This is a genomic window from Rhizobium tibeticum (assembly GCF_900110205.1).
Lineage (GTDB): Bacteria > Pseudomonadota > Alphaproteobacteria > Rhizobiales > Rhizobiaceae > Rhizobium > Rhizobium tibeticum.
Genome location: NZ_FOCV01000001.1, coordinates 155,577 through 181,244 on the forward strand (window position 1 = coordinate 155,577; position 25,668 = coordinate 181,244).

23 protein-coding genes are annotated in these 25,668 nt (G+C 61.4%); 8 read left to right on the forward strand and 15 right to left on the reverse strand.

Annotated features, from left to right (window positions below; genetic code table 11):
• Positions 1-53 precede the first annotated feature (53 nt).
• The 3 genes from BSG20_RS00775 to BSG20_RS00785 form a co-directional block, all read right to left on the reverse strand.
• A complete protein-coding gene (locus BSG20_RS00775; RefSeq protein WP_024314328.1) occupies positions 54-299 on the reverse strand; it encodes a DUF4170 domain-containing protein in 246 nt (81 codons plus the stop codon).
• A gap of 61 nt (positions 300-360) precedes the next feature.
• Positions 361-1,170 (reverse strand): 3'(2'),5'-bisphosphate nucleotidase CysQ, encoded by an 810-nt coding sequence (locus BSG20_RS00780; protein WP_072370760.1) that lies wholly within the window; start codon positions 1,168-1,170, stop codon positions 361-363.
• 17 nt (positions 1,171-1,187) lie between these two features.
• Positions 1,188-2,534 (reverse strand): TldD/PmbA family protein, encoded by a 1,347-nt coding sequence (locus BSG20_RS00785; protein WP_072370554.1) that lies wholly within the window; start codon positions 2,532-2,534, stop codon positions 1,188-1,190.
• Positions 2,535-2,652: 118 nt separating this feature from the next.
• Here BSG20_RS00785 and BSG20_RS00790 point away from each other — a divergent pair, with 118 nt between their 5' ends.
• Positions 2,653-4,461 carry a monovalent cation:proton antiporter-2 (CPA2) family protein gene (locus tag BSG20_RS00790; protein ID WP_072370763.1) on the forward strand — a complete coding sequence of 603 codons (1,809 nt, stop codon included), beginning with the start codon at positions 2,653-2,655 and terminating at the stop codon, positions 4,459-4,461.
• A gap of 47 nt (positions 4,462-4,508) precedes the next feature.
• On the opposite strand, the gene BSG20_RS00795 is transcribed toward BSG20_RS00790, so the two are convergent.
• The 3 genes from BSG20_RS00795 to BSG20_RS00805 are packed head-to-tail and all read right to left on the reverse strand — an operon-like array spanning position 4,509 to position 7,936.
• Entirely contained in the window at positions 4,509-5,405 is an 897-nt protein-coding gene (locus BSG20_RS00795; protein ID WP_072370556.1) for a patatin-like phospholipase family protein, read from the reverse strand.
• 22 nt (positions 5,406-5,427) lie between these two features.
• The gene (rsmD, locus tag BSG20_RS00800; protein WP_072370559.1) at positions 5,428-5,988 is read right to left on the reverse strand and encodes a 16S rRNA (guanine(966)-N(2))-methyltransferase RsmD; all 561 of its coding nucleotides are present in this window, start codon (positions 5,986-5,988) and stop codon (positions 5,428-5,430) included.
• Positions 5,969-7,936 (reverse strand): pseudouridine synthase, encoded by a 1,968-nt coding sequence (locus BSG20_RS00805; protein ID WP_072370562.1) that lies wholly within the window; start codon positions 7,934-7,936, stop codon positions 5,969-5,971. The genes rsmD and BSG20_RS00805 overlap by 20 nt, the downstream gene beginning before the upstream one ends.
• A 90-nt stretch (positions 7,937-8,026) precedes the next feature.
• Here BSG20_RS00805 and BSG20_RS00810 point away from each other — a divergent pair, with 90 nt between their 5' ends.
• Positions 8,027-8,464, forward strand: a complete 438-nt coding sequence (locus BSG20_RS00810; protein WP_072370564.1) for a nucleoside deaminase — start codon at positions 8,027-8,029, stop codon at positions 8,462-8,464.
• Positions 8,454-8,789 carry a hypothetical protein gene (locus tag BSG20_RS00815; RefSeq protein ID WP_072370567.1) on the forward strand — a complete coding sequence of 112 codons (336 nt, stop codon included), beginning with the start codon at positions 8,454-8,456 and terminating at the stop codon, positions 8,787-8,789. The genes BSG20_RS00810 and BSG20_RS00815 overlap by 11 nt, the downstream gene beginning before the upstream one ends.
• Here BSG20_RS00815 and BSG20_RS00820 read toward each other — a convergent pair.
• The 5 genes from BSG20_RS00820 to chrA form a co-directional block, all read right to left on the reverse strand.
• Positions 8,783-9,412, reverse strand: a complete 630-nt coding sequence (locus BSG20_RS00820) for a hypothetical protein (RefSeq protein WP_072370570.1) — start codon at positions 9,410-9,412, stop codon at positions 8,783-8,785. The genes BSG20_RS00815 and BSG20_RS00820 overlap by 7 nt on opposite strands.
• Before the next feature lie 133 nt (positions 9,413-9,545).
• On the reverse strand, positions 9,546-12,452 hold the full coding sequence (gene ileS / locus BSG20_RS00825) for an isoleucine--tRNA ligase (RefSeq protein ID WP_072370573.1): 2,907 nt from the start codon (positions 12,450-12,452) through the stop codon (positions 9,546-9,548).
• A gap of 542 nt (positions 12,453-12,994) precedes the next feature.
• Positions 12,995-13,978: a bifunctional riboflavin kinase/FAD synthetase gene (locus tag BSG20_RS00835; RefSeq protein WP_072370580.1), complete on the reverse strand. Its 984-nt coding sequence runs from the start codon at positions 13,976-13,978 to the stop codon at positions 12,995-12,997.
• Between the two features lie 27 nt (positions 13,979-14,005).
• Positions 14,006-14,854: a TIGR01459 family HAD-type hydrolase gene (locus BSG20_RS00840; RefSeq protein ID WP_072370591.1), complete on the reverse strand. Its 849-nt coding sequence runs from the start codon at positions 14,852-14,854 to the stop codon at positions 14,006-14,008.
• 104 nt (positions 14,855-14,958) lie between these two features.
• Positions 14,959-16,419 (reverse strand): chromate efflux transporter, encoded by a 1,461-nt coding sequence (chrA, locus tag BSG20_RS00845; RefSeq protein WP_083539849.1) that lies wholly within the window; start codon positions 16,417-16,419, stop codon positions 14,959-14,961.
• A 299-nt stretch (positions 16,420-16,718) separates the two neighbouring features.
• Here chrA and groES point away from each other — a divergent pair, with 299 nt between their 5' ends.
• From groES to BSG20_RS00860, 3 genes are all read left to right on the forward strand, one after another.
• A complete protein-coding gene (groES, locus tag BSG20_RS00850) occupies positions 16,719-17,015 on the forward strand; it encodes a co-chaperone GroES (protein ID WP_037113883.1) in 297 nt (98 codons plus the stop codon).
• A 72-nt stretch (positions 17,016-17,087) separates the two neighbouring features.
• Positions 17,088-18,728, forward strand: a complete 1,641-nt coding sequence (groL, locus tag BSG20_RS00855; protein WP_093040990.1) for a chaperonin GroEL — start codon at positions 17,088-17,090, stop codon at positions 18,726-18,728.
• A 681-nt stretch (positions 18,729-19,409) separates the two neighbouring features.
• Entirely contained in the window at positions 19,410-19,856 is a 447-nt protein-coding gene (locus tag BSG20_RS00860) for a hypothetical protein (RefSeq protein ID WP_177309798.1), read from the forward strand.
• Positions 19,857-19,922: 66 nt separating this feature from the next.
• Here the strand turns inward: BSG20_RS00860 and BSG20_RS00865 are convergent, their stop codons facing one another.
• Entirely contained in the window at positions 19,923-20,633 is a 711-nt protein-coding gene (locus tag BSG20_RS00865; protein ID WP_072370600.1) for a glutathione binding-like protein, read from the reverse strand.
• Between the two features lie 216 nt (positions 20,634-20,849).
• Here BSG20_RS00865 and BSG20_RS00870 point away from each other — a divergent pair, with 216 nt between their 5' ends.
• Positions 20,850-21,272 (forward strand): DoxX family protein, encoded by a 423-nt coding sequence (locus tag BSG20_RS00870; protein ID WP_072370602.1) that lies wholly within the window; start codon positions 20,850-20,852, stop codon positions 21,270-21,272.
• An 81-nt stretch (positions 21,273-21,353) separates the two neighbouring features.
• Here BSG20_RS00870 and hisG read toward each other — a convergent pair whose 3' ends face one another.
• The 3 genes from hisG to hisS are packed head-to-tail and all read right to left on the reverse strand — an operon-like array spanning position 21,354 to position 24,704.
• Positions 21,354-22,049 (reverse strand): ATP phosphoribosyltransferase, encoded by a 696-nt coding sequence (hisG, locus tag BSG20_RS00875; RefSeq protein ID WP_072370605.1) that lies wholly within the window; start codon positions 22,047-22,049, stop codon positions 21,354-21,356.
• Positions 22,049-23,167, reverse strand: a complete 1,119-nt coding sequence (locus BSG20_RS00880; protein ID WP_072370608.1) for an ATP phosphoribosyltransferase regulatory subunit — start codon at positions 23,165-23,167, stop codon at positions 22,049-22,051. Before BSG20_RS00880 ends, hisG begins: the two co-directional genes overlap by 1 nt.
• 1 nt (position 23,168) lies before the next feature.
• The gene (gene hisS, locus BSG20_RS00885) at positions 23,169-24,704 is read right to left on the reverse strand and encodes a histidine--tRNA ligase (protein ID WP_072370611.1); all 1,536 of its coding nucleotides are present in this window, start codon (positions 24,702-24,704) and stop codon (positions 23,169-23,171) included.
• A gap of 138 nt (positions 24,705-24,842) precedes the next feature.
• Here hisS and BSG20_RS00890 point away from each other — a divergent pair, with 138 nt between their 5' ends.
• A complete protein-coding gene (locus BSG20_RS00890) occupies positions 24,843-25,601 on the forward strand; it encodes a hypothetical protein (protein WP_072370614.1) in 759 nt (252 codons plus the stop codon).
• Positions 25,602-25,668: the final 67 nt, after the last annotated feature.

Genomic DNA, 25,668 nt, shown 5'->3' on the forward strand with positions numbered 1-25,668 from the left:
CGTCAGGCAGTCGGTCGGTTCGCGGCTCTCGATGAGCCGCGACCAGAGGAGGGTTACTGCGCAGACTTGCTTTCCGGGTCCAGCAAACGGTGCATGTGGACGATGAAGTAGCGCATATGCGCGTTATCCACGGTCGACTGCGCCTTGGCCTTCCAGGCCGTCAGTGCGCTGGCATAGTCCGGAAAAATGCCGACGATATCGAGGTCCTTCAGATCGCGGAACTGAACTTCGTCCAAGCTTTCCAGTTCGCCGCCGAACACGAGATGTAAGAGCTGCTTTTTGCCGCCGGATTCCGTCATTTTCTTCTCTTTCTGCTCTATTCTCCTCCGCCGCTTCATCTGAGGGATTTTGACGGAAACGTCAACTGTCTCGTCGTTCACCGATCCCCGTCAAGAGATCGGCGAGTCGCGGGGCGGCGGCGGCGCAGAGTTCGCCGTGGCTGACCTGAATGCGGTTATAGAGCGGCGCCTCACCGTGGAGATCGACAAGCCGGCCGCCGGCGCGCTCCAATATCAAATCGGCGGCGGCGAGATCCCAATCATGTGAGTTGTGCTTGACGAAGGTTCCGTCGATCTGCCCGTCGGCAACCATGGCGATGCGATACGCCAAGGACGGTACGTGCCTGACGCGCTCGATACGATGCTTGAGCGCTTCCGGAAATGCCTTGAGCACGTCTTCGGCGATCGCAAAGCGCCCCGGTGCATCAAGCGGTGTTGTCGATACGGTTATCGGTCGACCGTTCTTCAACGCCACGCCACCTTCGACCGCCTCATAAAGTTCTTCCAAAGCCGGTGCGTAGAGAACCCCGGCGACAGGCCGGCCACGGCGCACGACCGCGATACTGACGCACCATAGTTCCTGGCCGGCCAGGAATGCCCGCGTGCCATCGATCGGATCAATGATGAAGAGCGTTTCCCGTGAGAGGCGATCGCCATCGTCATCGGTTTCTTCGGAAAGCCAGCCATAATCCGGCCGGGCTGCGCGCAGGATGGATTCGAGCTTCTGATTGGCTGCGAAATCGGCGGCACTGACGGGCGATCGCCCCTCGTTCTTCCACCAGACTTCCGGCGATCGATTGAAGTAACCGAGTGCGACATCGCCGGCTTGCCTGGCGGCATCTGCGATCAGTCCCAGATCGCTCCGCCAGACGGCTGTGTCCTCGTCAGTCATTTCGGCAATCCAATCCATCAACGCCCGGCGAGCGTCATTCCTTCGATCGCAAGTGTCGGAGCGGCGACACCGAACTTGCGGTCGATGTCGTTTGCAGGCGTAACCCGCATGAACATGTCCTTGAGGTTCGAAGCGATCGTCACCTCAGACACGGCAAAGGTCAGTTCGCCATTCTCGATCCAGAAGCCGGTTGCACCACGGCTGTATTCACCAGTGATCATGTTGACGCCCTGGCCGATCAGCTCGGTCACGTAGAAGCCGTTGCCGACACTGCGGATCAAGTCCTCCGGCGAGATGTCGCCTGGCTCGAGAGCAAGGTTCGTCGCCGATGGCGTCACTGAATTGCCGCCGCGCACGCCGCGGCCGTTGGTTTCCATTCCGATCTCGCGGGCAGTCGAAGTGGAGAGGAACCAGTGCTTGAGGATACCGTCCTCGATCATCAATAATCGTTCACCGGATACGCCTTCGCCGTCGAATGGTCGCGACGACGGGCCCCGGACGATAAGCGGATCGTCCGAGATCGAAAGCCCCGCTTTCAAGACCAACTGGCCCATCTTGTCGCGCAGGAAGCTCGTCTTGCGCGCGACGGAAGCGCCGTTGATGGCCCCGGCAATGTGTCCGACAAAGCCGCGCGCAACCCGCGGATCGAAAACAACCGTGACATCCTTGCCCGTATCCACCTGGCGCGGGTTGATGCGCTTGACCGTGCGCTCGCCTGCTCTGCGGCCGATCTCCGCGGCATCATCCAGCTCGCCGAAATAGATGCGGCTGTCAAAATCATAGTCACGCTCCATGGCCGTGCCTTCGCCAGCGATAACGCTGACGGATCGGCCGAAGCGCGAGGCCATGTAGCTGCCCTCGAAACCGTGGGAGGTAACGAGCACAAGGCCGCCCATGCCGGCCGAAGCCCCGGCACCGGACGAATTGGTCACGCCCTTGACCGCAAGTGCCGCAGTTTCCGCCTCAAGGGCGGCGTCGCGCAATTGATCGGAGGAGACCTCGGTCGTATCGAGAAGCTCAAGATCCGGATAGGACTTCGCGAGCTTGTCCGCATCCGCCAAGCCGGCGAACGGGTCTTCCGGCGACACCTTGGCCATCGCCACGGCGCGTTCGGCGAGAGCGGAGAGATCGAAGCCGGGATTTGCGGACACGCTTGCAACGCGCTTGCCGATGAAGACGCGCAGGGAGAAATCGTCGCTTTCGGACGATTCCGTGCCGTCGACCTTGCCGAGACGCACGCTGACCGATTGCGATCGTGAGCGCACGACCACCGCATCGGCGGCATCGGCACCAGCCTTCTTTGCCAGGTCGATCAGTTGGCTGGCGCGGGAAAGAAGCGTCGAGGAGTCGATTTCTGAGGACATGATTTGGCCTTTCCTTCGCGTTCCATTTATTGTGCACTACGAAAAGCATCAAGGCCGCGTGCGCCGATTCTTTTGCCCGCCGCTTGAATGCCTCCCCGCGTTGAAAGAAACTCGCCGCATGTCAGAGCCCAACACTCTTTTTACAGAGACTATCCTGCTGCTCGGTGGCGCCGTCGTTTCAGCGCCGATCTTCAAGCGCCTCGGGCTCGGTACAGTGCTCGGCTATCTGGCCGCCGGCGTCGTGATCGGCCCGATCTTCCACGGACTGACGGATGGCGAGCAAATCTTGGACGTTGCCGAACTCGGCGTCGTCTTTCTGCTATTCATCATCGGGCTGGAGCTAAAACCTACGCGTCTCTGGCAGATGCGACGCGACATTTTCGGGCTCGGAACCGCCCAGGTGGTGACGACAGGTCTGTTGCTAACGCTGCTGACCTATCTCTCCGGCGTTCTCGACTGGCGCGGCAGCATCGTCGCAGGTTTTGGGCTTGCACTCTCCTCCACTGCGTTTGCCATGCAGATTCTCGAGGATGAAGGCGACGTGAATACCCGTTACGGGCAGCGTTCGTTCTCGATGCTGCTGTTCCAGGATCTTGCGATCGTACCATTGCTTGCCCTTGTCAGCATCCTCGACGGCGGCAAAAGCAGCGGAACGCCTTTGCTGGACTTCGCGATTGCGATCGGCGCCGTTGCCGCGATGATCGTCATGGGGCGCTATCTGCTCACCCCGCTCTTTCAGATCATTGCCCGTACGGGCGCCCGCGAGGCAATGATCGCCGCTGCCCTTTTCGTGGTGATGGGGTCGGCAAGTCTGATGCAACTTGCCGGACTTTCGATGGCGATGGGCGCCTTTCTTTCCGGCGTGATGCTGGCCGAGTCCTCTTATCGGCACGAACTGGAAGCCGATATCGAGCCCTTCCGCGGTGTGTTGCTCGCTATCTTCTTCATTGCGGTCGGGTTGTCGATCGAGCTGGAGGTGCTCCACGACAACGCGCTCTTCATCATCGTCGCCGTACCGGTCGTCATGGCCGCGAAGGCGCTGGTTATCTACCTTCTCTGCCGCGCAACCGGCTCGCCTCATGACGACGCCATTCGCATCGCTTTCCTACTGCCGCAGGGCGGCGAATTCGGCTTCGTCCTGTTTTCGGCCGCCGGCATCGCGGGCCTGATGCCAACGAGCACGGCTTCGCTGCTGATTGCGATCGTCACTCTTTCCATGGCGCTCACCCCGATCGGAACGATGCTGGCCAAGCGGCTGTTGTCGGGCAAAGAGCAGGAAACGCTGGATGAGGATTTCGAGGGAGCGGGCGCCGACGTGCTGATGGTCGGCTTCTCGCGTTTCGGCCAGATCGCCGCTCAGATCCTGCTTGCCGGCGGTCGCGATGTGACCGTCATCGACTTTTCAGCCGATCGCATCCGGCAGGCTTCGTCCTTTGGCTTCCGAATTTATTTTGGCGATGGCACCCGCAAGGACGTGCTGAGGGCGGCCGGCATCGATCGTGCGAAGATCGTCGTCGTGAGCACGCAGAAGCGCGAGATCACCGACAAGATCATCGAGCTGGTGCAGGCGGACTATCCCCACGCCAAAATCTTCGTGCGCTCCTATGACCGCATCCATTCGATCGCGCTGCGCAACCTCAACGTGGACTATGAACTGCGCGAAACACTGGAATCCGGTCTGCTCTTCGGCCGGCGAACGCTCGAGGCATTGGGCATCAGCGAAGCGGACGCTTATGAAATCGGCGAGGATATCCGCAAGCGCGACGAGCAGCGCCTTGTGCTTCAGGTCTCGGAAGGACTGCAGGCCGGTCGCGACATGCTTTTCTCCAAGCCGGTTCGACCCGAACCTCTCGTCAAACCAAAGCGCGCCGCGAACTTCGACGAGGATCCGTTGGCGGGCACGGCAGAGGTAACCGCCGATGCGTAGATCAGGATTTCAGCCGAAAAACCGCTCACACGTTTCGGCATCCCGCACTAAGACGTGATGCGCGCTTCGATCTCGCGATCGAGCGCGTATTTGAGTTCGTCCTTGATGCCGACCGACATGGACAGGACCGCGCGCGCCTTGAGGAAGTCCATTACACCGATGCGCCCGACCGCGGGGCGCAGGAAGATATGCGGCGCCTGCAACCGCAGTTTCAGCGAGATCGCGGTCTGCATCATCAACTGGCCGGAGCCGAAGATGCTCTCCATTCGGTTAGGAATGTGGGTCCCGTCTCCTTCTGGCGCACCGACGACGTCGATGCCGATGACAATGTCGGCGCGATCCATCAGGCATTCGTAAGGCACGGGATTGCTGATGCCACCATCGATCATCACGCGGCCGTGCAACCGTACCGGCATGAACACGGCGGGAATGGCCGAGGAAGCGGCCAGCGCCGGGAACAGCGCGCCCTTGCTCGTCAGCACCTCGCACTGACCGTAATAGTCGGTCGCGGTCACGGTCATCGGGATCGGCAGATCCTCGAAGCGATCCGGCAAATCGGCGGGCAGGAAGGCTTTCAGGATACGCTCGAGATTGAACTGGCCGATGCGCACGCCGTTGGCGACGGCATCGCGCACTGTCTGCGGACGCAAGCCCCACAGGCGACTGACTACCGCGGCCTTGTTGCCGACCGTCATCATGACATGCTCGCGAATGGCTTCACCCGTCATTCCGGCCGCCATTCCCGCTCCCATGATCGAGCCGATCGAGGAGCCGGCAATCGCCACGGGGCGAATGCCGAGTTCATCCAGCGTTTCGATGATGTGGATGTGGGACAAGCCCCGCGCGCCGCCGCCGCCGAAGGCAACCGCGACAGTTGGCGTCTGACGCCGTGATATCTCGCGGGGGGCAGGCAACTCGGTTTCGATCTTTTCTGCCTGCTGCACCGCTGCCCCCGATTTCCGCGGCCTACTCAGGCTGATAGCGGAAGAAATGAACCTTGGTATCGCCGAACGTCCGGTTTTCCAGAAACAGATAGGAAGGGTCGACCGAAACGGCAACATCCGCGCGTTCTTCAAGAACCGCAATCGCGCCCGGTTGCAACCAGCCGCCCTTGGCGGCGGCGGCCATTGCCTTTTCGCCAAGACCCCTACCGTAAGGCGGGTCGGCAAACAGCATCTGGAAAGGCTCGAGGTTGCCGACGCTGCCAAGATCGGTCGCATCGCGCCTCAGGATGCGGGTCCTGCCATGCAAGCCGAGCGCATCGATGTTTTCCCAGAGGAGCCCCCTGCCCTCGACACTGTTTTCGACGAACAGCGCGTGCCGACAGCCGCGGGAGACGGCTTCCAGGCCGACGGCGCCCGTACCGGCAAAAAGATCCAGGATCCGGGTGCCATTGACGCACTCCGGATAGGCGTGGCTTAGAATGTTGAATAGGCTCTCACGCGTCCGGTCGGCAGTCGGCCGGATGTCGTTTGACTTTGGTACGGCAAGCGGCCGTCCGCGAAACTCACCGCCGACGATCCGCACCGCGCGTCATTCCCTTTCCCTTCGGTCCACCCCGCGACGGCCCGCCGGAAGGCTTGCCGCCGCCCGGCCTGTCGCCCTTGGGCTTGCCGGAGAAATTCTTGCCGCCGCCGGGCTTGCCGCCGAAGCTCTTGCCGCGCGGCTTATCGCCAAAGGGTCGGTCACCAGCTGGACGCTCCGACCGCGCTTGGCCGGAGAAGCTTTTGGCGCGCGGACGCTCGTCCCCCTCTGCACGTGGCCGGCGATCGCCGCGAGGCTTGTCGCCGAACGGACGGTCTCCGCGTGCGGGACGATCCCCGAAAGAGCGGGAACGCTCGTCGCCCTCTTCGCGCGGCTTGCGGTCTCCGCCAGGCTTTGCACCGAACGGGCGGTCACCACGTGCAGGACGATCGCCGGATGGCCTATCGCTGCGCGCTGGGCGGTCACCGTAAGGTCGGTCACTGCGCGCCGGACGGTCGCCGTAGGAACGCGGGCGTTCGGCCCCCTCTTCGCGCGGCTTGCGATCACCGCGGGGCCTATCGCCGAACGGACGGTCGCCTCGCGAGGGGCGATCACCGGCTGGCCTGTCACCACGGGGAGGACGGTCGCCACGGAAAGGGTTGTCGCCGCGTGTTGGACGGTCGCCAGAGCGCTTGCGGCCGCCTTCATCCTTGCTCGTCACTTCGCTGGAACGGATCCACTCCCCTTCGTCATCGCGGGCGCGGTTGATCTGGACGCGCGGACCGGTGTCGTCGTAGCGGGTCGGCTGTGGCTTCGTGCGGCCGGGCTTCTCGCCGCGCCTAAGCGCGGTCTGGGCGTTCTTTTCGGCCTTGGCGGCTGCCTTTTCGCCAAGCGGGCGCGCGCCGGGAGCCATCCAGACATTCGCATTGCGGCGGCTGCCGAGCGCAGGGCGCTTCGGTCGGTCATCTTCCTTGCGGCCGCCGTCGCGGCGGTCATCACGGCGATCGTCACGCTTGGTGTCGAGGCGGCTCAGTGCACGCTCGCGCTTGTCTTCCGGCTTCCATGAGCGCTCGCGGCGCTCCGGCTTCGCTTCGACCTCCTCGTCGGCGGCAACGGCCGGCGAGTTGTAGATCGGCGCGTCGAAATTAGCCTTCGCATCCTCGATCAGGCGTGGGCCGAGCTGGTCGCGCAAGGTGCGTCCGCGTACTTCGACCACATCCCGCTCCGGCAGGTCGCCGAGCTGGAAGGGGCCGTAAGAGATGCGGATCAGACGATTGACGTCGAGACCGAGCGCACCCAACACGTTTTTGATTTCGCGATTCTTGCCTTCGCGCAGGCCCATGGTGAGCCAGACATTTGACCCTTGAGTGCGATCGAGCGTTGCTTCGATCGAGCCGTAGAGGACACCATCGACGGCAATGCCGTCCTTGAGCTTGTCCAAAGCCTCCTGATCGATCTCGCCGTGGGCGCGCACGCGGTAGCGGCGCAGCCAGCCTGTCGTCGGCAATTCCAGCGCGCGGGCCAGGCCGCCATCGTTGGTCAGCAGCAGCAGGCCTTCGGTGTTGATGTCGAGGCGACCGATCGACATGACGCGCGGCAGGTCGTCCGGCAGATTGTCGAAAACCGTGGGGCGCCCTTCCGGGTCCACATTCGTGGTCACGAGGCCGGCGGGCTTGTGATGGAGCCACAGCCTCGTGCGCTCGATTCCGCGGATCGGAACGCCGTCCACTTCGATCTTGTCTGCCAGCGTCACGTTGACGACCGGGCTGTCGAGGAGCTTACCGTTCAGCTTGACGCGGCCGTCCATGATCATGCGTTCGATATCGCGGCGCGACGCAACGCCGGCGCGCGCCATCACTTTCGAGATGCGCTCGGCCTTGGAGTCGCCCTCGGCAACGTCGCTTGCCTCGGTCTTGACGAGCGCCTTTGCCGGCTTTTCGCCGGATTTCGGGCCGGCATTGCGCGGAGATGGCTTGCCGCCCGGCCGTTTTGGCTTGTCTTTGAATGTCATTTGTTGTTTGCCTGCCTTTTCGGGCCTTCCTATCAGGTCGCGCCCCTGCGGTTAAGTGGAAATTGTCGGATCGTGAAGACAAATCAATTTATGGAGCTGGCGCTCGACCAGGCCCGCGCCGCCGCAGAGCGCGGCGAGGTGCCGATCGGAGCGGTTCTGGTGATTGACGGGGCCGTGATCGCGGCATCCGGCAATCGTACGCGCGAGCTCAACGATGTGACTGCGCATGCCGAAGTCGCCGTCATTCGCATGGCTTGCGACGAGCTTGGCCAAGAGCGCCTGACCGGCGCCGATCTCTATGTGACGCTGGAGCCGTGCACGATGTGTGCCGCGGCCATTTCCTTCGCCCGCATTCGCAGGCTCTACTACGGTGCGGAGGACCCGAAGGGCGGAGCCGTCGACAACGGCGTACGCTTCTACACGCAACCGACATGCCATCACGCGCCGGACGTGTATTCCGGTTTGCAGGAGACGATATCCGCCGATATCCTGCGGACGTTCTTCGCGCAAAAACGGGATGTGCCGTGACGTGCTCGCCGGCGAATTCGTTCTCATGGTCGCCGTCGCCATCTATGCCCATCAGAGGATCGCCCCCGATAGCGGATCGATCCCGATGCAATGGTCGCTTACGGGAATTGTGAACTGGTCGGCGCCTCGGCTGCTCGCCTTTGCCTTCATACCGATACTTGCTCTTGCGGCGATGCTGCTTCTTGCATCAGGCGGAACGATCGATCCGTCAGCCCTCGGCTTGGCGGACGGGATCTTCCTCGCCTGCAGATCCTACACGTCTTGCCGGTTGACAGGTGGTCAAAAGCAAAGCGGGGCTGACAGGCCCCGCTCGAAACTCTACTGAAGGAGGTTCCACCACTGCTTGCCGGAACCGGCAATCGCAGCTTCCTTCTTCCGCTTCTTCTGCTTCTTCAGCTCCGGTTCGCCGAGATCGTCCAGCTTCGTGGCATCATCGACCTGACGATACTCGGTCGGCGGATCCGAGATGTAGCGGCGCTGATCGATATAGGCGCCCTTCTGGATGGCGCGGGCTTCGCGATAGGCCTTGGTCTGGGCTTCGGTCGTGCGTCGGCCACCCTCGACCTGGTTGCTTGCGAGCGGCGAGCGGTAGCCCGGGTTGTCGCTGTTTTCGTCAGCTTCCTTGACGAGACGCGCGCGGGTTTCTTCCGGGGATTCGATCCACTGCGGATTTTCCTTGCTGGCGATGCTCTGCTGCGGCTCGACGAGAGCTTCCTTGGCGGCGTCAGACGGCAGAACGAGGCCCGGGCGCGCGCTGTACTTGACGCCCTTGTTCTTCGGTCCGTCGCCGGTCAGGGAAACGGACTGACCAAGATCGTCGGTCAACTGCTCCATTGCGGTCTTGTCCGTTCCGTAGCGGGGGCTCCCCATGCAGCCGGTGATCATCGAGCCGCCTGCCACAGCAACCGTCAGGCAGACGCCGACACGGAACCAACGCGTTGAAAACATGAAAACCCTTCCAGCCATGCCGGTGCAATCATCGCCCACCCGGATAATCGTCCCCCTGACGCAAAAATCCGGCCATTTTCAGGCAGCTTTTACCGGATGAACCACGTTTAGGCAATTCACCCGGTAATATTCTTCAGTTTTGCACCGCAAGTTCATGCAGAGCGGCCGCATCGCGCGCCGAGACATCGGGATAGGCCGGATCCGAGCCGACATCCGTCGTGATCCGCCAGGAGCGGGCGCACTTGGTGCCTTCGGCCAGTTTCGGCTCGACGCTGACACCCGATACCTCGGGGAGACGGAAGGCATTGGCCGGACCTTCGGCGCTATCGATAACGATTGCAGAGGTGATGCAGATCTCCTCGAAGTCCTGACCCTCCAATGCTTTCAGAAGCTCCGCATCGGCGACGTGGACGACGGGGGCTGCCTCCAGCGAGGATCCGATGCGCTTGTCCTTGCGCTCAATTTCCAGTGCGCCGGTGACCACCGTGCGGACGGCCCGGATCTTCTTCCACTTCTCGGCAAGAGCGTCGTTCTTCCATTCCGCCGGAATGGCGGGGAACTGCTCGAGGTGAATCGAGACAACCGAAGGATTGCGCGACAGCCAAGCCTCTTCCGCCGTGAAGGGCAGCATCGGCGCCAGCCAAGTCACCATGCATTCGAAGATATTGCGGATGACATGGAGGGCCGAACGACGGCGCCGGCTCGACGGTGCATCGCAGTAGAGCGCGTCCTTGCGGACGTCGAAGTAGAAAGCCGAGAGTTCAACGTTGGCAAAGTCGATCAGCGCGCGGGCAATCTTCTTGAATTCGAAGGCGTCGTAGCTTTCGCGGACGAGCTGGTCGAGTTCCGACAGGCGATGCAGCATCAGCTGCTCGAGCTCGGGCAGATCGGCAAGCGCGATGACTTCGCCCTTATCGTGTGCCAGCGTGCCGAGCATCCAGCGGATCGTGTTGCGCAGCTTGCGATAGGCATCGATGTTCGTCTGGATGATCGTCTTGCCGACGCGCAGATCTTCCGCGTAGTCCGAGGTCATCACCCAAAGGCGCAGAATATCCGCGCCGGCGTCCTTCATCACCTCTTGGGGCGATGTGACGTTACCCTTGGACTTCGACATCTTCTCGCCCTTCTCATCCATGGTGAAGCCATGGGTGATGACGGCATTGTAAGGCGCGCGGCCGCGCGTAGCGGCCGATTCCAGAAGAGACGAATGGAACCAGCCGCGATGCTGGTCCGAGCCTTCCAGATAGACGTCGGCCGGCCACTTGAGATCCGGACGGTCTTCGAGCGTGAACGTGTGGGTCGAGCCCGAGTCGAACCAGACGTCGAGGATGTCCATGACCTGCGTCCAGGGCTCGTTTGCCTTCTCGCCGAGGAAGCGCTCACGTGCGCCGTGCGCGAACCAGGCATCGGCGCCTTCCCTTTCGAAGGCATCGAGGATGCGCGCATTGACCCCATCGTCCTGCAGGATTTCGCCCTGCTCATCGACGAAGACGCAGATCGGCACACCCCAAGCGCGCTGACGCGAAAGCACCCAGTCCGGACGCTGCTCGATCATGGCGCGTAGACGGTTCTGGCCAGCAGCAGGCACGAAGCGGGTCTCGTCGATCGCGTTCAGCGCACGGGAACGCAAAGTCGTTCCGTCGCCAAGCTCCTTGTCCATGTAGACAAACCACTGCGGCGTGTTGCGGAAGATGACCGGCTTCTTCGACCGCCACGAGTGCGGATAGGAATGCTTGAGACGGCCGCGCGCGAACAGGGCATGACGGCCGATCAGCGCCTTGATGACACGCTCGTTGGCATCGCCCTTCTTGCCGCTGTCGTCGATGACGCGCGCCGCACCGCCTTCCGCATCCGGGCCGAAGCCGGGTGCGTCGACAGTGAAGAAGCCCGCGTCGTCGACCGGGAACGGGATCGCAGAGGAGATGCCGCGTGCTTCGAGGGCCCGGGCGTTGTCCATCCAGGCGTCAAAGTCTTCGCGGCCATGGCTCGGCGCGGTATGGACGAAGCCGGTTCCCGTCTCATCGGTGACATGGTCGCCGTCGAGGAGGGGCACCCCAAAGTGGTAGCCGCCGCCGAGCCCGTGCAGCGGGTGCGCGCAGGTGATCGCCGCAAATTCCGCCGCCGCGACATCGCGGACGAACTTAAGGGTTACCTTCGCCTTGGCAGCTGACTCCTCGGCGAGGCGCTTGGCGAAGATCAGCTTCTCGCCGGGCTGCGGTCCGAAGTCGTTCTCAGCCGTTTCGACCTCGTAGAGGCCGTAACCATAGCGCGAGGAATAGGCGATCGCGCGGTTGCCCGGGATCGTCCACGGCGTGGTCGTCCAGATCACCACGAAGGCGCCCTTGAGTTCGCTGGGGCCTTCGGCGATCGGGAACTTCACCCAGATCATATCGCTTTCGACATCGGCGTATTCGACCTCGGCTTCAGCGAGCGCCGTGCGCTCGACGACCGACCACATGATCGGCTTCGAGCCGCGATAAAGCTGGCCAGATTTCGCGATCTTCAGCAGTTCGCCGGCGATGCGCGATTCCGCGTGGAAGTTCATCGTCGTGTAGGGGTTTTCGAAGTCGCCCTCGATGCCGAGGCGCTTGAACTCCTCCGACTGCACCTTGATCCAGCCAGCCGCAAAGTCACGGCATTCCCGGCGGAATTCGTTGACCGGAACCTCGTCCTTGTTCTTGCCCTTCTCGCGGTACTTCTCCTCGATCTTCCATTCGATCGGGAGGCCGTGGCAGTCCCAGCCGGGAACGTAGTTGGCGTCGAAGCCGCGCATCTGGAACGAGCGGTTGATGACGTCCTTGAGGATCTTGTTCAGCGCGTGGCCGATGTGGATGTTGCCGTTGGCATAGGGAGGGCCGTCGTGGAGCACGAACTTCTCGCGGCCCGCGGCGGACGCCCGAAGCTTCTTGTAGAGGCCCATCTGCTGCCAGCGGGCAACGGTTTCCGGCTCCTTCTGCGGCAGGCCGGCGCGCATCGGGAAGTCTGTTTCCGGCAGATAGAGGGTCTTCGAGTAGTCGATTTTTTCGGCTGTATCTGTCATGTCTAGCAATCGTCTCTAGGCGCCAGGGGAGCGGGCGCAACAGGCTTGAAAATTGGTGACGGAGGCGCTCGTCGTCCAAGCGCCGAAAACCCGGACCTTCCGGCCGCTTAGCGCGCGCGGAAGGCCGGGCCGATAATTCGTATCGTGATCGCCAGCCGGAACGTGTTCATCGCGCCGGTTCATAGGCGCTTTTGCAGTGAAAAGGAAGAGGGATTCCATGACGTCGTCGCATGGAAAACCGCGGGCATTTTCATCCGCAGCTTCCGTCTTCGAGCGACGATCAGGCGCGCGCCGGCACCTTTGCCGGGGTCAGCACATTGACAACGACAGCGACGATGATGTTCAGCGCCAATGCGAGTAGAAGAGAACCAGGTCGTGAAAGTTACGGAAGCGTCCCCAGAGGCACCCGGCAGCCAGCATGCCGCCGTTGGTGCTGGGGGCGCAGCGAATCCGCGTCTTATCAAATAGATGACATATCCCCATGAGCGAGCGCGGCAGCGCCGCCGCCCAGAGAGAGCCACAATTTTCGAAGCGGCTGAACGTCAGGTGAAGCAGATCTTCCGGTCGAGCTCGCCGAGCGACTGCACGCCCGCAAGCAGCGCCCTCGCCTCTTCCTTGTCGCGATGCATCTGCTCCACAAGAGGATCGAGGCCGTCAAACTTCAGTTCCGGCCGCAGGTGGCCGAAGAAGGATACAGAACAGGTCTGCCCGTAAAGGTCGCCGCTGAAATCGAACACGTAGGTCTCGAGCAGTGGCGCGCCGTTGTCGGTTACCGTCGGTCGGCGGCCATAGCTGGCGACACCATCGTGGAGAGTGCCATCGGCACGGCGGAAGCGAACGGCATAGATACCCGCCCTGAGGTCGGCTTCAGCGGGCAACTGCATATTCGCGGTCGGAAAGCCGAGCTGGCGGCCAAGCTTCTCGCCGCCGATCACCTCCGCCTCCACCGTATAGTGATAGCCGAGCATGGCAGCCGCCTCGGTGACATTGCCGTCCTTCAGCAGTTCGCGAATGTGGCTCGAGGACACCACGTCGGTATTCTCGTCACGAAAGGCGTCGATCAACGTCACGCCGAAGCCATATTTCTGACCGGCATCCATCAGGAAGGCCGGACCGCCTTCCCGGCCACGGCCGAAATGAAAGTTGAAGCCCGTTACGACCTCGGATGCGCCTAGCCAATCTTTCAGGATCGAATGGATGAAATCGTCCGCCGAGCGCTGCGAAAATTCCCTGTCAAAGGGATATTCGATGACTGCGTTGAAGCCGATCGCTTCAAGGATACGCGCCTTGAGCGGTGCCGGCGTCAGGCGAAAGACCGGCTGGTCAGGGCGAAAGACCGTGCGGGGATGTGGTTCAAATGTCAGGACCAGCGCCGGAATACCGCGCTGCCTCGATATCTCCAAGGCCCGGTTCAGGACGGACTGGTGACCCCGATGCACACCGTCGAAGTTGCCGATGGCAATCACGCCGCCACGCAGGTGGGCCGGCAGGGGTTCACGGGTTTCGTTGCGGTGAAAAACGGTCATCGGCTGGCTTTTCTTATGCGAGGCTCTTTATGCGAGACGAGGCATCCACCACTTCGGTGTCGCTTTTTCGCGGTCCAGATAGGCCGTGAGGATCGCCTCGTCGGTCTCTCCGTTCAGCGTGTATTCCTTCGCGTGGATGCCGCCGCTGATATAGAGGAGGTCCAGGCCGTAATCGAGAGCGCCACGAACATCTGTCGGCATGCCGTCCCCGATTGCAAGGACGCGGCTCGGCGGAAAGTCGCCGTGGGCCTCGCGGGCGACCGACACGACGGCCTCGTAGATCGGCTTGTGCGGCTTGCCGGCAATGCGCGTCTCACCACCGAGCTGATTGTAGTAGGCCGCCATCGCGCCGGCGCAAGGGATGATCTTATGGCCGCGCTCGACAACCAGATCGGGGTTGGCGCAGATCATCGGCACGCCACGCGTCTGGAACGCCTTCAGCATCTCGGTGTAGTCTTCCGGGGTCTCGGTTTCGTCGTCGAAGAAACCGGTGCAGACGACGGAGTCGGCATCCTTGGCGTCGACGCGCTCCACACCGAGCCCTTCGATAATCGCCAGGTCGCGATCCGGTCCAAGCAAAAATACCTTCTTCGGCCCCTCTGCAATCAGGCCCCGCGTGACGTCGCCCGATGTGACAATACGGTCGTAGGCGCCATCCTGGATGCCGATCTGGCGAAGCTGAGTCACGACCTGCGAAGCGATGCGCGGCGAATTGGTGATCAGAACGACCGTCAGCCCCTCCCCGCGCGCTGCCTCCAGCGCTGCAGCCGCCTTCGGGAAAGGATCGACACCGTTGTGCAAGACACCCCAGACATCGCAGAACACCGCATCATACTGGCTGGTGATTTCCGCAAAGTTCTCGATCCGCTTGGCCATTCCGATTTCCCGATCTCGTTTAAGTCACGGGTGACATCGCAAAGGCATGCGGGGATGGCAAGGCATTTTGCGGTGGCCTGCTGCAAAAAACCGGAAGCCGCCGACTAGAGGACGGCGGCGGCAGCCTTGACCAACAGACCCGCGGCGGTGGAGACACCGAAGACCGTAAGAATGCCAGCCTTGAAGCGAAAGAGCAGGACGGACGCCAACACGAAGATCCCGAGTGCCGCGATATCGAGCGTCCACCACTGTGGCCAGGCGAAGCTGGCGATCGGCAGACCGGTCTTCCCGGAGAGGAGTCCCACGCGCCCAACCTCGGCAAAGAGCACGTGCAGGCCGAACCACAGTGCAAGATTGAGAATGACGCCGACGACTGCCGCGGTGATCGCCGAAACGGCGGCCGAGAGGTTCGCGTTGTTGCGCAGCGTCTCGATGTAGGGAGCTCCAGCGAAGATCCAGATGAAGCTCGGCACAAAGGTCGCCCATGCGGCGAGGAAAGCGCCGAGAACGCCGCCGGCAAGCGGCGCCATCAGGACGGGGTTGCGATAGCCGGCGAGAAAACCGACAAAACAGAGGACAAGGACCAATGGCCCGGGCGTCGTTTCGGCAAGTGCCAGCCCGTCGAGCATCTCGCCGGGCTGGAGCCAGGCGTAGTGCCCGACGGCGATCTGAGCGACGTAGGAAAGGACGGCGTAGGCGCCTTCGAAGGTAATGACGGCCATCTTGGAGAAGAAGATGAAGACCGCACCGAAAACATTGGTTTCGCCGCTCAACGTTTCAGCGATCAGGTCCGGCTTCGCGTCAAGGCCACGAATGAAAAGAAGCGGCGACTGCCAGACGAGGATCCAGAACACGAGCACCACAAGCGGCCTTGCGATCGCATGCGTCGTGACCGCAGGAACAAGCCGGGGCGGAGAGGTTTGCGGCACGGATGGAGCTTCCAATCGTCGTTGGCGATACTTCATCCATAGCAGCCCGGCTGCTCCGGCCAGAATGACAACCAGAGGAAACGGTAGGTTCAGTAGGAAGAGCGCCAGAAACGACGCGCCGGCCACGCAGTAGTGAAAGCGCCCCTTGAGCGCTCGGCGCCCTACCCTAAGAAGTGCCTCGACGATGATGGCCAGAACCGCAGCCTTCACCCCAAAGAAAAGGGCGGGAAGCCACGCCGCCTCCTGAAAGACGGCGTAGAGGCTCGACAGTATCAGGATGACGAGGAAGCCCGGCAAAATGAACAGGAGACCAGCAATAAAGCCGCCGCGTACGCCATGCATGAGCCAGCCGATATAGGTTGCCAATTGCTGGGCCTCCGGGCCCGGCAGCAACATGCAGAAATTCAGCGCGTGCAGGAAGCGGTCCTCGGAAATCCAGCGCTTCTCATCGACAATGGTCTTATGCATGAGGGCGATCTGACCGGCCGGCCCGCCGAAGCTCAGACAGCCGATACGCGCCCAGACGCCAACCGCCTCTCGCAGCGTCGGTGTCGCCACGATGTCGCCTGCCGCGATCGCCTTGTCCACGGTTGCTGCCCCTCCCGCTCCAAGCGGCTCGATACCATCTGCGTGCATGCGCGGCAATCCTGCCGCCATCAGCCAGCGAGGCGCGGAAAGCGTTCAAAGAATACACGGCTTTCCAGCGCCAGGACGTTCGGAAACCTCGGCGACAGCGCAGCCCGTCTTACTTCCAACAAGGATATGCCGTTAAGGCTGTCGCGAAGTCCGGCGAAGAAAAATTGCGGCCGTTCTTGACTCCCCGCCGGGCCACTCCTAAATGCTGCCTCGCTAGCACTCACCAAGGACGAGTGCTAACACCCATCCGTGCGGGCCGCTCCCGGCCTGCGAGTGTCATTTGATCGAGGGATTAGACAATGGCAAGCACCAACTTCCGCCCCCTTCACGATCGCGTCGTTGTTCGCCGCGTTGAGTCCGAAGAAAAGACCAAGGGCGGCATCATCATTCCCGACACCGCCAAGGAAAAGCCGCAGGAAGGCGAAATCGTCGCCGTCGGCAACGGCGCTCGTGACGAGTCCGGCAAGGTCGTCGCTCTCGACGTCAAGGCTGGCGACCGCGTCCTGTTCGGCAAGTGGTCCGGCACCGAAGTCAAGATCAACGGCGAAGACCTTCTGATCATGAAGGAAGCCGACATCATGGGCATCATCGGCTGATCAGCCGGTTCCCTTTCCGATTTTAGCCACGGGCCCTAAAGCCCGGACAACTCGAATTCAGGAGTTTCAATCATGGCAGCTAAAGAAATCAAGTTTGGCCGCACAGCGCGCGAAAAGATGCTCAAGGGCGTCGACATTCTCGCTGACGCGGTGAAGGTAACGCTCGGCCCGAAGGGCCGCAACGTCATCATCGACAAGTCCTTCGGCGCTCCGCGCATCACCAAGGACGGCGTTTCGGTCGCCAAGGAAATCGAACTGGAAGACAAGTTCGAAAACATGGGCGCCCAGATGGTCCGCGAAGTTGCTTCGAAGACCAACGACATCGCCGGCGACGGCACCACGACTGCAACGGTTCTCGCCCAGGCGATCGTTCGCGAAGGCGGCAAGGCGGTCGCAGCCGGCATGAACCCAATGGACCTGAAGCGCGGCATCGATCTCGCCGTTGCCGAAGTCGTCAAGGATCTCCAGGCCAAGGCCAAGAAGATCAACACCTCGGAAGAGGTCGCCCAGGTCGGGACGATCTCCGCCAACGGCGAAAAGCAGGTCGGTCTCGACATTGCCGAAGCCATGCAGAAGGTCGGCAACGAAGGCGTCATCACGGTTGAAGAAGCCAAAACCGCCGAAACCGAACTCGAAGTCGTCGAAGGCATGCAGTTCGACCGCGGCTACCTCAGCCCCTACTTCGTCACCAACCCGGAAAAGATGATTGCCGATCTCGAAGACGCCTTCATCCTGCTGCACGAAAAGAAGCTCTCGAACCTGCAGGCAATGCTTCCGGTTCTCGAAGCTGTCGTCCAGACCGGCAAGCCGCTGCTGATCATCGCTGAAGATGTCGAAGGCGAAGCGCTTGCTACGCTCGTCGTCAACAAGCTGCGCGGCGGCCTGAAGATCGCTGCCGTCAAGGCTCCTGGCTTCGGCGATCGCCGCAAGGCCATGCTCGAAGACATCGCGATCCTGACCGGTGGTACGGTCATCTCCGAAGACCTCGGCATCAAGCTCGAATCCGTCACGCTCGACATGCTCGGCCGTGCAAAGAAGGTTTCGACCTCCAAGGAAAACACGACGATCGTCGACGGCGCTGGCGCCAAGTCCGACATCGAAGGTCGTGTTGCCCAGATCAAGGCTCAGATCGAAGAAACCACTTCGGACTATGACCGCGAAAAGCTGCAGGAACGCCTTGCCAAGCTCGCTGGCGGCGTTGCCGTGATCCGCGTCGGCGGCTCGACGGAAGTCGAAGTCAAGGAAAAGAAGGACCGCATCGACGACGCGCTCAACGCGACGCGCGCTGCTGTTCAGGAAGGCATCGTCCCCGGCGGCGGCGTCGCTCTGCTTCGTTCGTCCACGAAGATCACCGTCAAGGGTGAAAACCAGGATCAGGAAGCCGGCATCAACATCGTTCGCAAGGCGCTGCAGTCGCTGGTTCGCCAGATTGCTGAAAACGCAGGCGATGAAGCCTCCATCGTTGTCGGCAAGATCCTCGAAAAGAACGAAGACAACTATGGCTACAACGCCCAGACGTCCGAATATGGCGACATGATCGCCATGGGCATCGTCGATCCGGTCAAGGTTGTTCGCACGGCTCTGCAGAACGCAGCTTCGGTTGCGTCGCTGCTGATCACCACCGAAGCCATGATCGCCGAACTGCCGAAGAAGGATGCTCCTGGCGGCATGCCTGGCGGCATGGGCGGAATGGGCGGAATGGACATGATGTGATAGGCGAAAGCCTTCACTAGTCCACTTCCGGTATCCCGGAATAGGAAGGGCGGTCTTCGGACCGCCCTTTTTTGTCTCTCGCGACTGATTCGCCAGACATCGCCTTCGAGCTTTTTTCAATCGGCAGCTGAAACGTTTAATCAGCGTTGTGAGCACTCCTCGCGTTGAGCGAAGCTTTCGCAAAACTTGTGAAGTTGTATTTTTTCGTTCACAGGCGGATTTCTCTCGCAGTGCAATTTTGTGCACATCTGGTCGCAACGAACCGCGCTGAAACCGCTTCCACTTCAAGATTTAGCGCATTTTCGCCATTTCGTGTCATCAACCAGAGCCTCAAGATGGATTTTCCACTCACAGTAGAGGTCTGCGGCACGCAAGAAGCCGATTGCCGTTTCATAAAAATCCCTATAAATCCGCGCTGCATTCGGCGCGCGTTCATCAGCCGACGGTCGCGGTTCATATCGATCCTGACCACGAGAGCGCGAGACCGGGTTCGGGAAAGCCCCTCCCGAAATAGATCATAAGTTGTGTAATGTGCCTAGAAATTGGACGCGGTTCCGCTAGAGGACCAGCAATCCAAACCCCATTTCTCGGTCGCCCGAGCATGATGCGCGGCGCAGTGTGAACCTGCTCATTTTTGCCGGACGTGCAGCGGGGGAAGCTGCACCTAAGCTGGGGAAAAATTTGTTCAAAATCGCGAAAACCAACCCCGCCGCACCGCTGATGCCGGGCTCATTGGATGTCAGCAACCATGATCCTGAAATGCTGGCGCAGTTTTCCATTTCGGAAACCTGGGTCGGCGATTTTTGCAGCGGCGTGATCCGCCTCAAGGAATGGAGCGCCATGCTGCACGGGCTGCCGGCCCGCGAATGCGGCCTTCTCAGCCTCATGCGCTGCTACGATCCGAAGGATCACGACCACATCCTGGAACTCTTCGAGCAGGCAGCGACGCTCTCTTCATCCTTCTGCTTCTCGACCACGATCATGATGCCGAACGGCTTCCGTCAGCCATTGTTCTGCATGGGAGAATCAAACGGTCAGGAGGATGCCTATAACGGCAGCATGCTTGGGGTCTTCGTCTTTCCTCGTTTCAAGACGAATGCCGGCAGCGAATTTGCGCGGCGCCAGTAAAGGCTCCGCTCTTAACCAATAAGGCCGGCCTCTTAGGACCGGCTTTCTTCATTGGCCTCCTCGGTATCACGCGGGGCGCTGAGGGATATTCAATCCTTTTTCGGATGCCGGCCGGGCGATGCAACGCTCGAGCCAGGCCATCACCGCGGGGAAGCTTTTATAGTCCAGCACGTCGCGGCCGCCATAGAATACGTCGGCGCCGCGCAGCCACGGGAAGGTGGCGATATCGGCGATCGTGTAAAGGTCGCCCATGATCCACTGGCGATCCTGCAGCCGCCCTTCCAGCACACTGAGCAGCCGCTTGGATTCGTCGCGATAGCGCTCCATCGGGTAGGAGTTGTTGGCGACCTTGTCGGCTGCGAATTTGTAGAAATGCCCGAACTGCCCGAACATCGGTCCGACACCGGCCATCTGGAAGAAGACCCACTGGATCGTCTCGTAGCGCCCTGCCGCGTCGGTCGGAATGAGCTTGCCCGTCTTCTCCGCGAGGTAGAGCAGGATTGCGCCGGATTCAAAAATACCGATCGGCTTTCCATCCGGGCCATTGGGATCGATGATCGCCGGAATGCGGCCGTTCGGGTTGAGCGACACGAATTCCCGAGATTTCTGGTCATTTGTGCTGAACGAGATGGGGTGCGGCTCGTAGGCCAAGCCGAGTTCTTCAAGCGCGATCGATATCTTCACTCCGTTCGGCGTCGGTAACGAGTAAAGCTGGATAATGTTCGGGTTCGCTGCCGGCCAGCGCGTCGTGATCGGAAATGCGGAAAGATCTGCCATAGGGGTCTCCATCTTGGGCGGGCCAACATAAGAGAGGGGCGTCGCCGATGGCAAGCCGACTTCGCCAGAGATCCGTCGTTCAATATTAGCGAACGAAGCGTCCCCTCCCGTCTATCTTTCCACAACGGAAAAAAAAGGCGACAAAGCGGCAACGAGGTAGAAACCGTGCCGGGGGCACAAAGACCTCAATTGCCATTCAAACGGAGACAATGTCCCATGTCGAATACCAACAACGCCATCATTCTTGTTGCTCGCGTCCTCCTCTCCTTCATGTTCATCCTTGCCGGCTTCGGCAAGCTCGCCGACGCCGCCGGCACCGCTGGCATGATCGCCGGTGCTGGTCTTCCGGCGTCCACCGCCCTCGCCTATTTCGCAGGCGCCTTCGAACTCGTGGCTGGCCTTGCCGTTCTCGTCGGCTTCCAGACGAAGATCGTCGGCTGGCTGCTGGCTGGCTTTTGTGTCTTTACGGCCATCCTCTTCCACCTTCCGTACGCCAGCGGCACCGAACTGGTTAACATTTTGAACCAGATCATGGTCATGAAGAACGTCACGCTGGCTGGCGCCTACATCTTCCTTGCCACTTTCGGCCCGGGCGTCTACTCGCTCGACGCGCGCCGCGGCGCCTACGCAGCGGCCTAAGCGATCAAGCATCCTCCCAAGCACGAAAAGCCCGCCGTCATCATGAACGGCGGGTTTTTCGTGCGTTGATTTTAGCGATGGTCAGAGCGCCGAACGAACGGCGTCTACCAGTCGCTGGACTGTGGGGTCGTTAACGTGGTTTTCCTTGCGCGCCCTGACGAAGCAAGCCTCGGAGCGAAGAATGACACCATCGGACAGGATCTTCAGGTTGTTTGCACGAAGGGTCGAGCCGGTGGAGGTGATATCGACGATGATGTCGGCCGAGCCTGAGGCCGGCGCCCCTTCCGTTGCCCCAAGGCTTTCGACGATGCGGTAGAGCTGGATGCCATGCTGGCTGGAGAAGAACTGCTGCGTCAGCCGCCAGTATTTCGTGGCGATCGCCAGGCGCCGGCCGTGGCGGGCGCGAAAGTCGGACGCGACATCGCCAAGATCGGCCATGGTGTCGACATCGAGCCAGATTTCAGGAACGGCAACCACGACATTGGCATGGCCGAAGCCGAGGCGCGCGCAGAATTCGACACGCTTGTCCGCATCCGCCAGGCCCTCGCGGACAAGGTCCTCGCCGGTGACGCCAAAATCGACCGTGCCGTTGCCAAGCTCGCGGGAAATCTCGGAAGCGGAGAGGAAGGCGACTTCGACGTCGTCCCAGCCTTCGACCCGTCCGCGATAGGAGCGGTCGTTGCCAACGGCGGTGATCCTGATGCCGGCGCGTTCAAAGATCGCCGAGGCATCGTCTTTCATGCGGCCCTTGGAGGGCAGTGCAATGGTAAGCGTCATCAGGAAGCCCTCTCAGCTTCGATGCGATCCAGCCATAGCGAGAAACCGACTGCCGGAATGCGGTCCTTGGCGCCAAGGAAGGTCATCAACCGATCGAAACGGCCGCCACCGGCCAGAACGGGCGACATGCCGCGGACGCCGATCTCGAAAACCAGACCGGTGTAGTAATCCAGCGGACGTCCGAAGGCTGCGCGGTAGTCGATCAGCGAGAGATCGACGCCGGCATTCGCCAGAGCGGCGACGCGACCGTCGAAACGCGCAAGCGCGTTGCCGAGCTTGAGGCCCGCGGCATCGGCAAAGCCGGCCAGCGCCGCCGAAGCATTGATCAGCGGCACATTCAGCGACAGGAATTCCTCCAGTACGCGGAAGGCTGCATCATCGAGGCGCGTTTCGGAGAGGATGAGCTTCTCTTTCAAGCGACGCGCGATTTCCAGCGGCGAGCGGCTTGCATTCGTCGAATAGCCCGTCACCTGCATCGTCGCGTCAATGTGAGCGACCAGCGCGGCTTCGTCGTCGGCGGCAATCAGATGCGCGATCTCGTCACTCAGTCCGGTGACGAACTGAGGGCTGACAAGGCTCGCCAGCAGCGCCTCGAGCTGGCTCATGTTGCCGAAGGCGTGGATGAGCCGCTTCTGCCAGCCAAGCGGTAGGCCAAGCGCCTGCACGACCGCTTCGAAGACCGCCTGGTCACCGAGCGTGACTGAAAGGTGCTTGCCGGGAACGACACACTCCAGCACACCGATTGCATCGCCGATCGCACGCGCATCGGCAGCGGCAATGTTGATATCGCCGAGATCCTCGATCCCGGCCTGATAGAACTCGCTTCCGCCTTCGCGCCGCTGGCGGAAGACCTCGCCGAGATAGGAATAGCGTTTCGGTGTGCCGGTCGCGCTCTCGATGTGCCGCAGACAGACCGGGATCGTGAACTCGGGACGCAGGCAGAGGCTGGCGCCCGTCTCGCTCTCGGTCATGAAGATCCGCCGGCGAAGATCCTCACCGGCGATATCGAGAAACGGTTCGGCCGGCTGGATGACGGGCGTATCGACCCGCTCCGTCTTTCGCGCCGCAAACTCTGACAGAAGTTCGCCGGAGAATTCCGGCAGGTTGATCAGGGCCATCTCAGCCCGCCCTTTTCCGGTCTTCGGCCTGCGCCGCCAGAATTTCCTTCACCTTCGCGACGAGGTCGCTTTCCGCAACGGTCTCCTGGGCGACGCGTGCCTCGCGCCAGCTGGCGTTGTCCTCGATCTCGCCCGACAGGCGCTTGCCCTCGATCAGGTCCTTGATCTGCACGACGCCCTCGGCGCGCTCGTCGCCGCCCTGGATGATGGCAACGGGGCAGCCGCGGCGATCGGCATATTTCAGCTGATTGCCGAACTTCTTCCAGTTGCCCTGATACATTTCGGCGCGGATGCCGGCCTTGCGTAGTTCCTGTGTCATGCGCTGGTAGCGGCCCATGGAAACGACGTCGCCATCCATGACCGTGACCAGAACAGGCTCGATGGTATCGGCCTGGCCGAGCTTGCCAAGGTTCTTCAGCGCCGTCATCAGGCGCGAGACGCCGATCGAGAAGCCGGTGGCCGGAACCGGCTGGCCCATGAAGCGGGAGACGAGACCATCATAGCGCCCGCCGCCACCGACGGAGCCGAAGACGACCTTTTCGCCCTTCTCATTGGTAACGTCGAACAGAAGTTCGGCTTCATAGACCGGACCAGTGTAGTATTCGAGGCCGCGGACGACCGATGGGTCGATCTTGATGCGATCGGACTGATAGCCCGCCGCAGTAACGAGCCCGTGAATCATATCGAGTTCCGAGAAGCCTTCCTTCGCGGAGAAGCTTCTTTCGGTAAGCTCATTCAATTTCGCAACTTGTTCTGCCGAACGATTACCAACAGCCACGTATGGCTGCTTTTCAACAACCGACATGACAAACTCAATGTTTGTGGCGTCTAGTCCAACGCCCTTGGTGAAGTCGCCGCTATCATCTTTACGGCCAGGGCCGAGAAGCAACCGCACACCTTCCGGCCCGAACTTGTCGAGCTTGTCGATGGCGCGCAGCACGTTGAGACGCTGGCCTGCCTTGTCGTCGCCGCCGAGGCCGATCGCTTCCAGCACGCCGTCGAGAACCTTGCGGTTGTTGACGCGGATGACGTAGTCGCCGCGCTTGATGCCGAGGGCTTCCAGCGTATCGGCCATCATCATGCACATTTCCGCGTCGGCCTGCACGCCGGGCGCGCCGACGGTATCGGCGTCGAACTGCATGAACTGGCGGAAGCGGCCCGGGCCTGGTTTTTCGTTGCGGAAGACATAGCCAGCGCGATAGGTGCGGTATGGAAGCTGGATCTCGTTGAAGTTTTCGGCGACGTGACGGGCGAGCGGCGCCGTCAGGTCGTAACGCAACGACATCCACTGCTCGTCGTCGTCCTGCAGCGAGAAAACACCTTCGTTCGGCCGGTCGGCATCCGGCAGGAACTTGCCAAGTGCATCGGTGTATTCGAACAGGGGCGTTTCGACAGGATCGAAACCATAATGCTCATAGACTTCCCGGATCTTCGCGGTCATCTCGTTGACGGCGCGAATATCGTTTGCCGAACGATCGACGAAGCCGCGGGGAAGTCTGGCCTTGAGCTTTTGTGGTTTCTTCTGCTTGTCGTTCATTTCCAACGTCTTCCGCTCACTGTGACAGTGGCGGTTTCCTAGCGGATTGGACCCGGTGCGGCAAGGGCGAAGGCCCTTGATCCGGAACACAGAATCGATTGAACGAGAGAGAATGGATCGAATGGCAGGAGCTCTATCATGATCGCCGAGGCGCTTCTTTATGCTGCGACCGTTCCGATGACATTGAAGGAGCATCGCCGGTTCATCCGATACTCCGTTGATCTATGGTCCCGCGCCGGCCGCTGCAGCCGGCAATGGGCGGAGCACGAGGAGCGGAGCCGAAACGCCGTAACGAGCGCCATGGCGGGCCTGCGGCAGAAAAGGACCGCGGTCGTCCTGGGGTCAGGCCTGCTGCGCGACGTCCCGATTGAGGAACTGTCCGAGAACTTCGACACCGTTGTGCTCGTCGACCTCGTGCATCTTGCCTCGGTGCGCCTGTGGCTCCGGCTTAAAGGCTACAGCAATGTTCGGCTGATCGAGCGCGATCTCTCGGGCTATGACGAGCTCGCCGTGGGTAGGCAGCCGGAGCCGCTCGCGTTTCTCAGAACAGTTCCGTATCTCGACTTCGTCGTCTCGGCCAACCTCCTCTCCCAGATCGGTCGCGGCGCAAAACGCCGCTACGAGGCGGAAGAGAATGGCGCCATGCCCGCCGATACCGTCACGCAACTGATCGAGGCGCACCGGTCGGCGTTGGAGGCAGCGCCGTGCAGAACTTGCCTGATTACCGATATCTCCTATGCCGTCATCGACCGCAATGGGAAGGTTCACGAGGAGCCTGACTTGCTGCACGGCGTGTCGCTGTCATCGGTTCAAGCCAACTGGAAATGGCCCGTGGCGCCGCTCGGAGAAGAGAGCGCGGACTACCGGATCGTCCACGAGGTCGTTGCCGCTTATTGACGTTGGTGGCCCACCTCGGCCGTCACGCCGGGAGGCCCATCCGACACCTGGGCACGGTCGGTGAAGT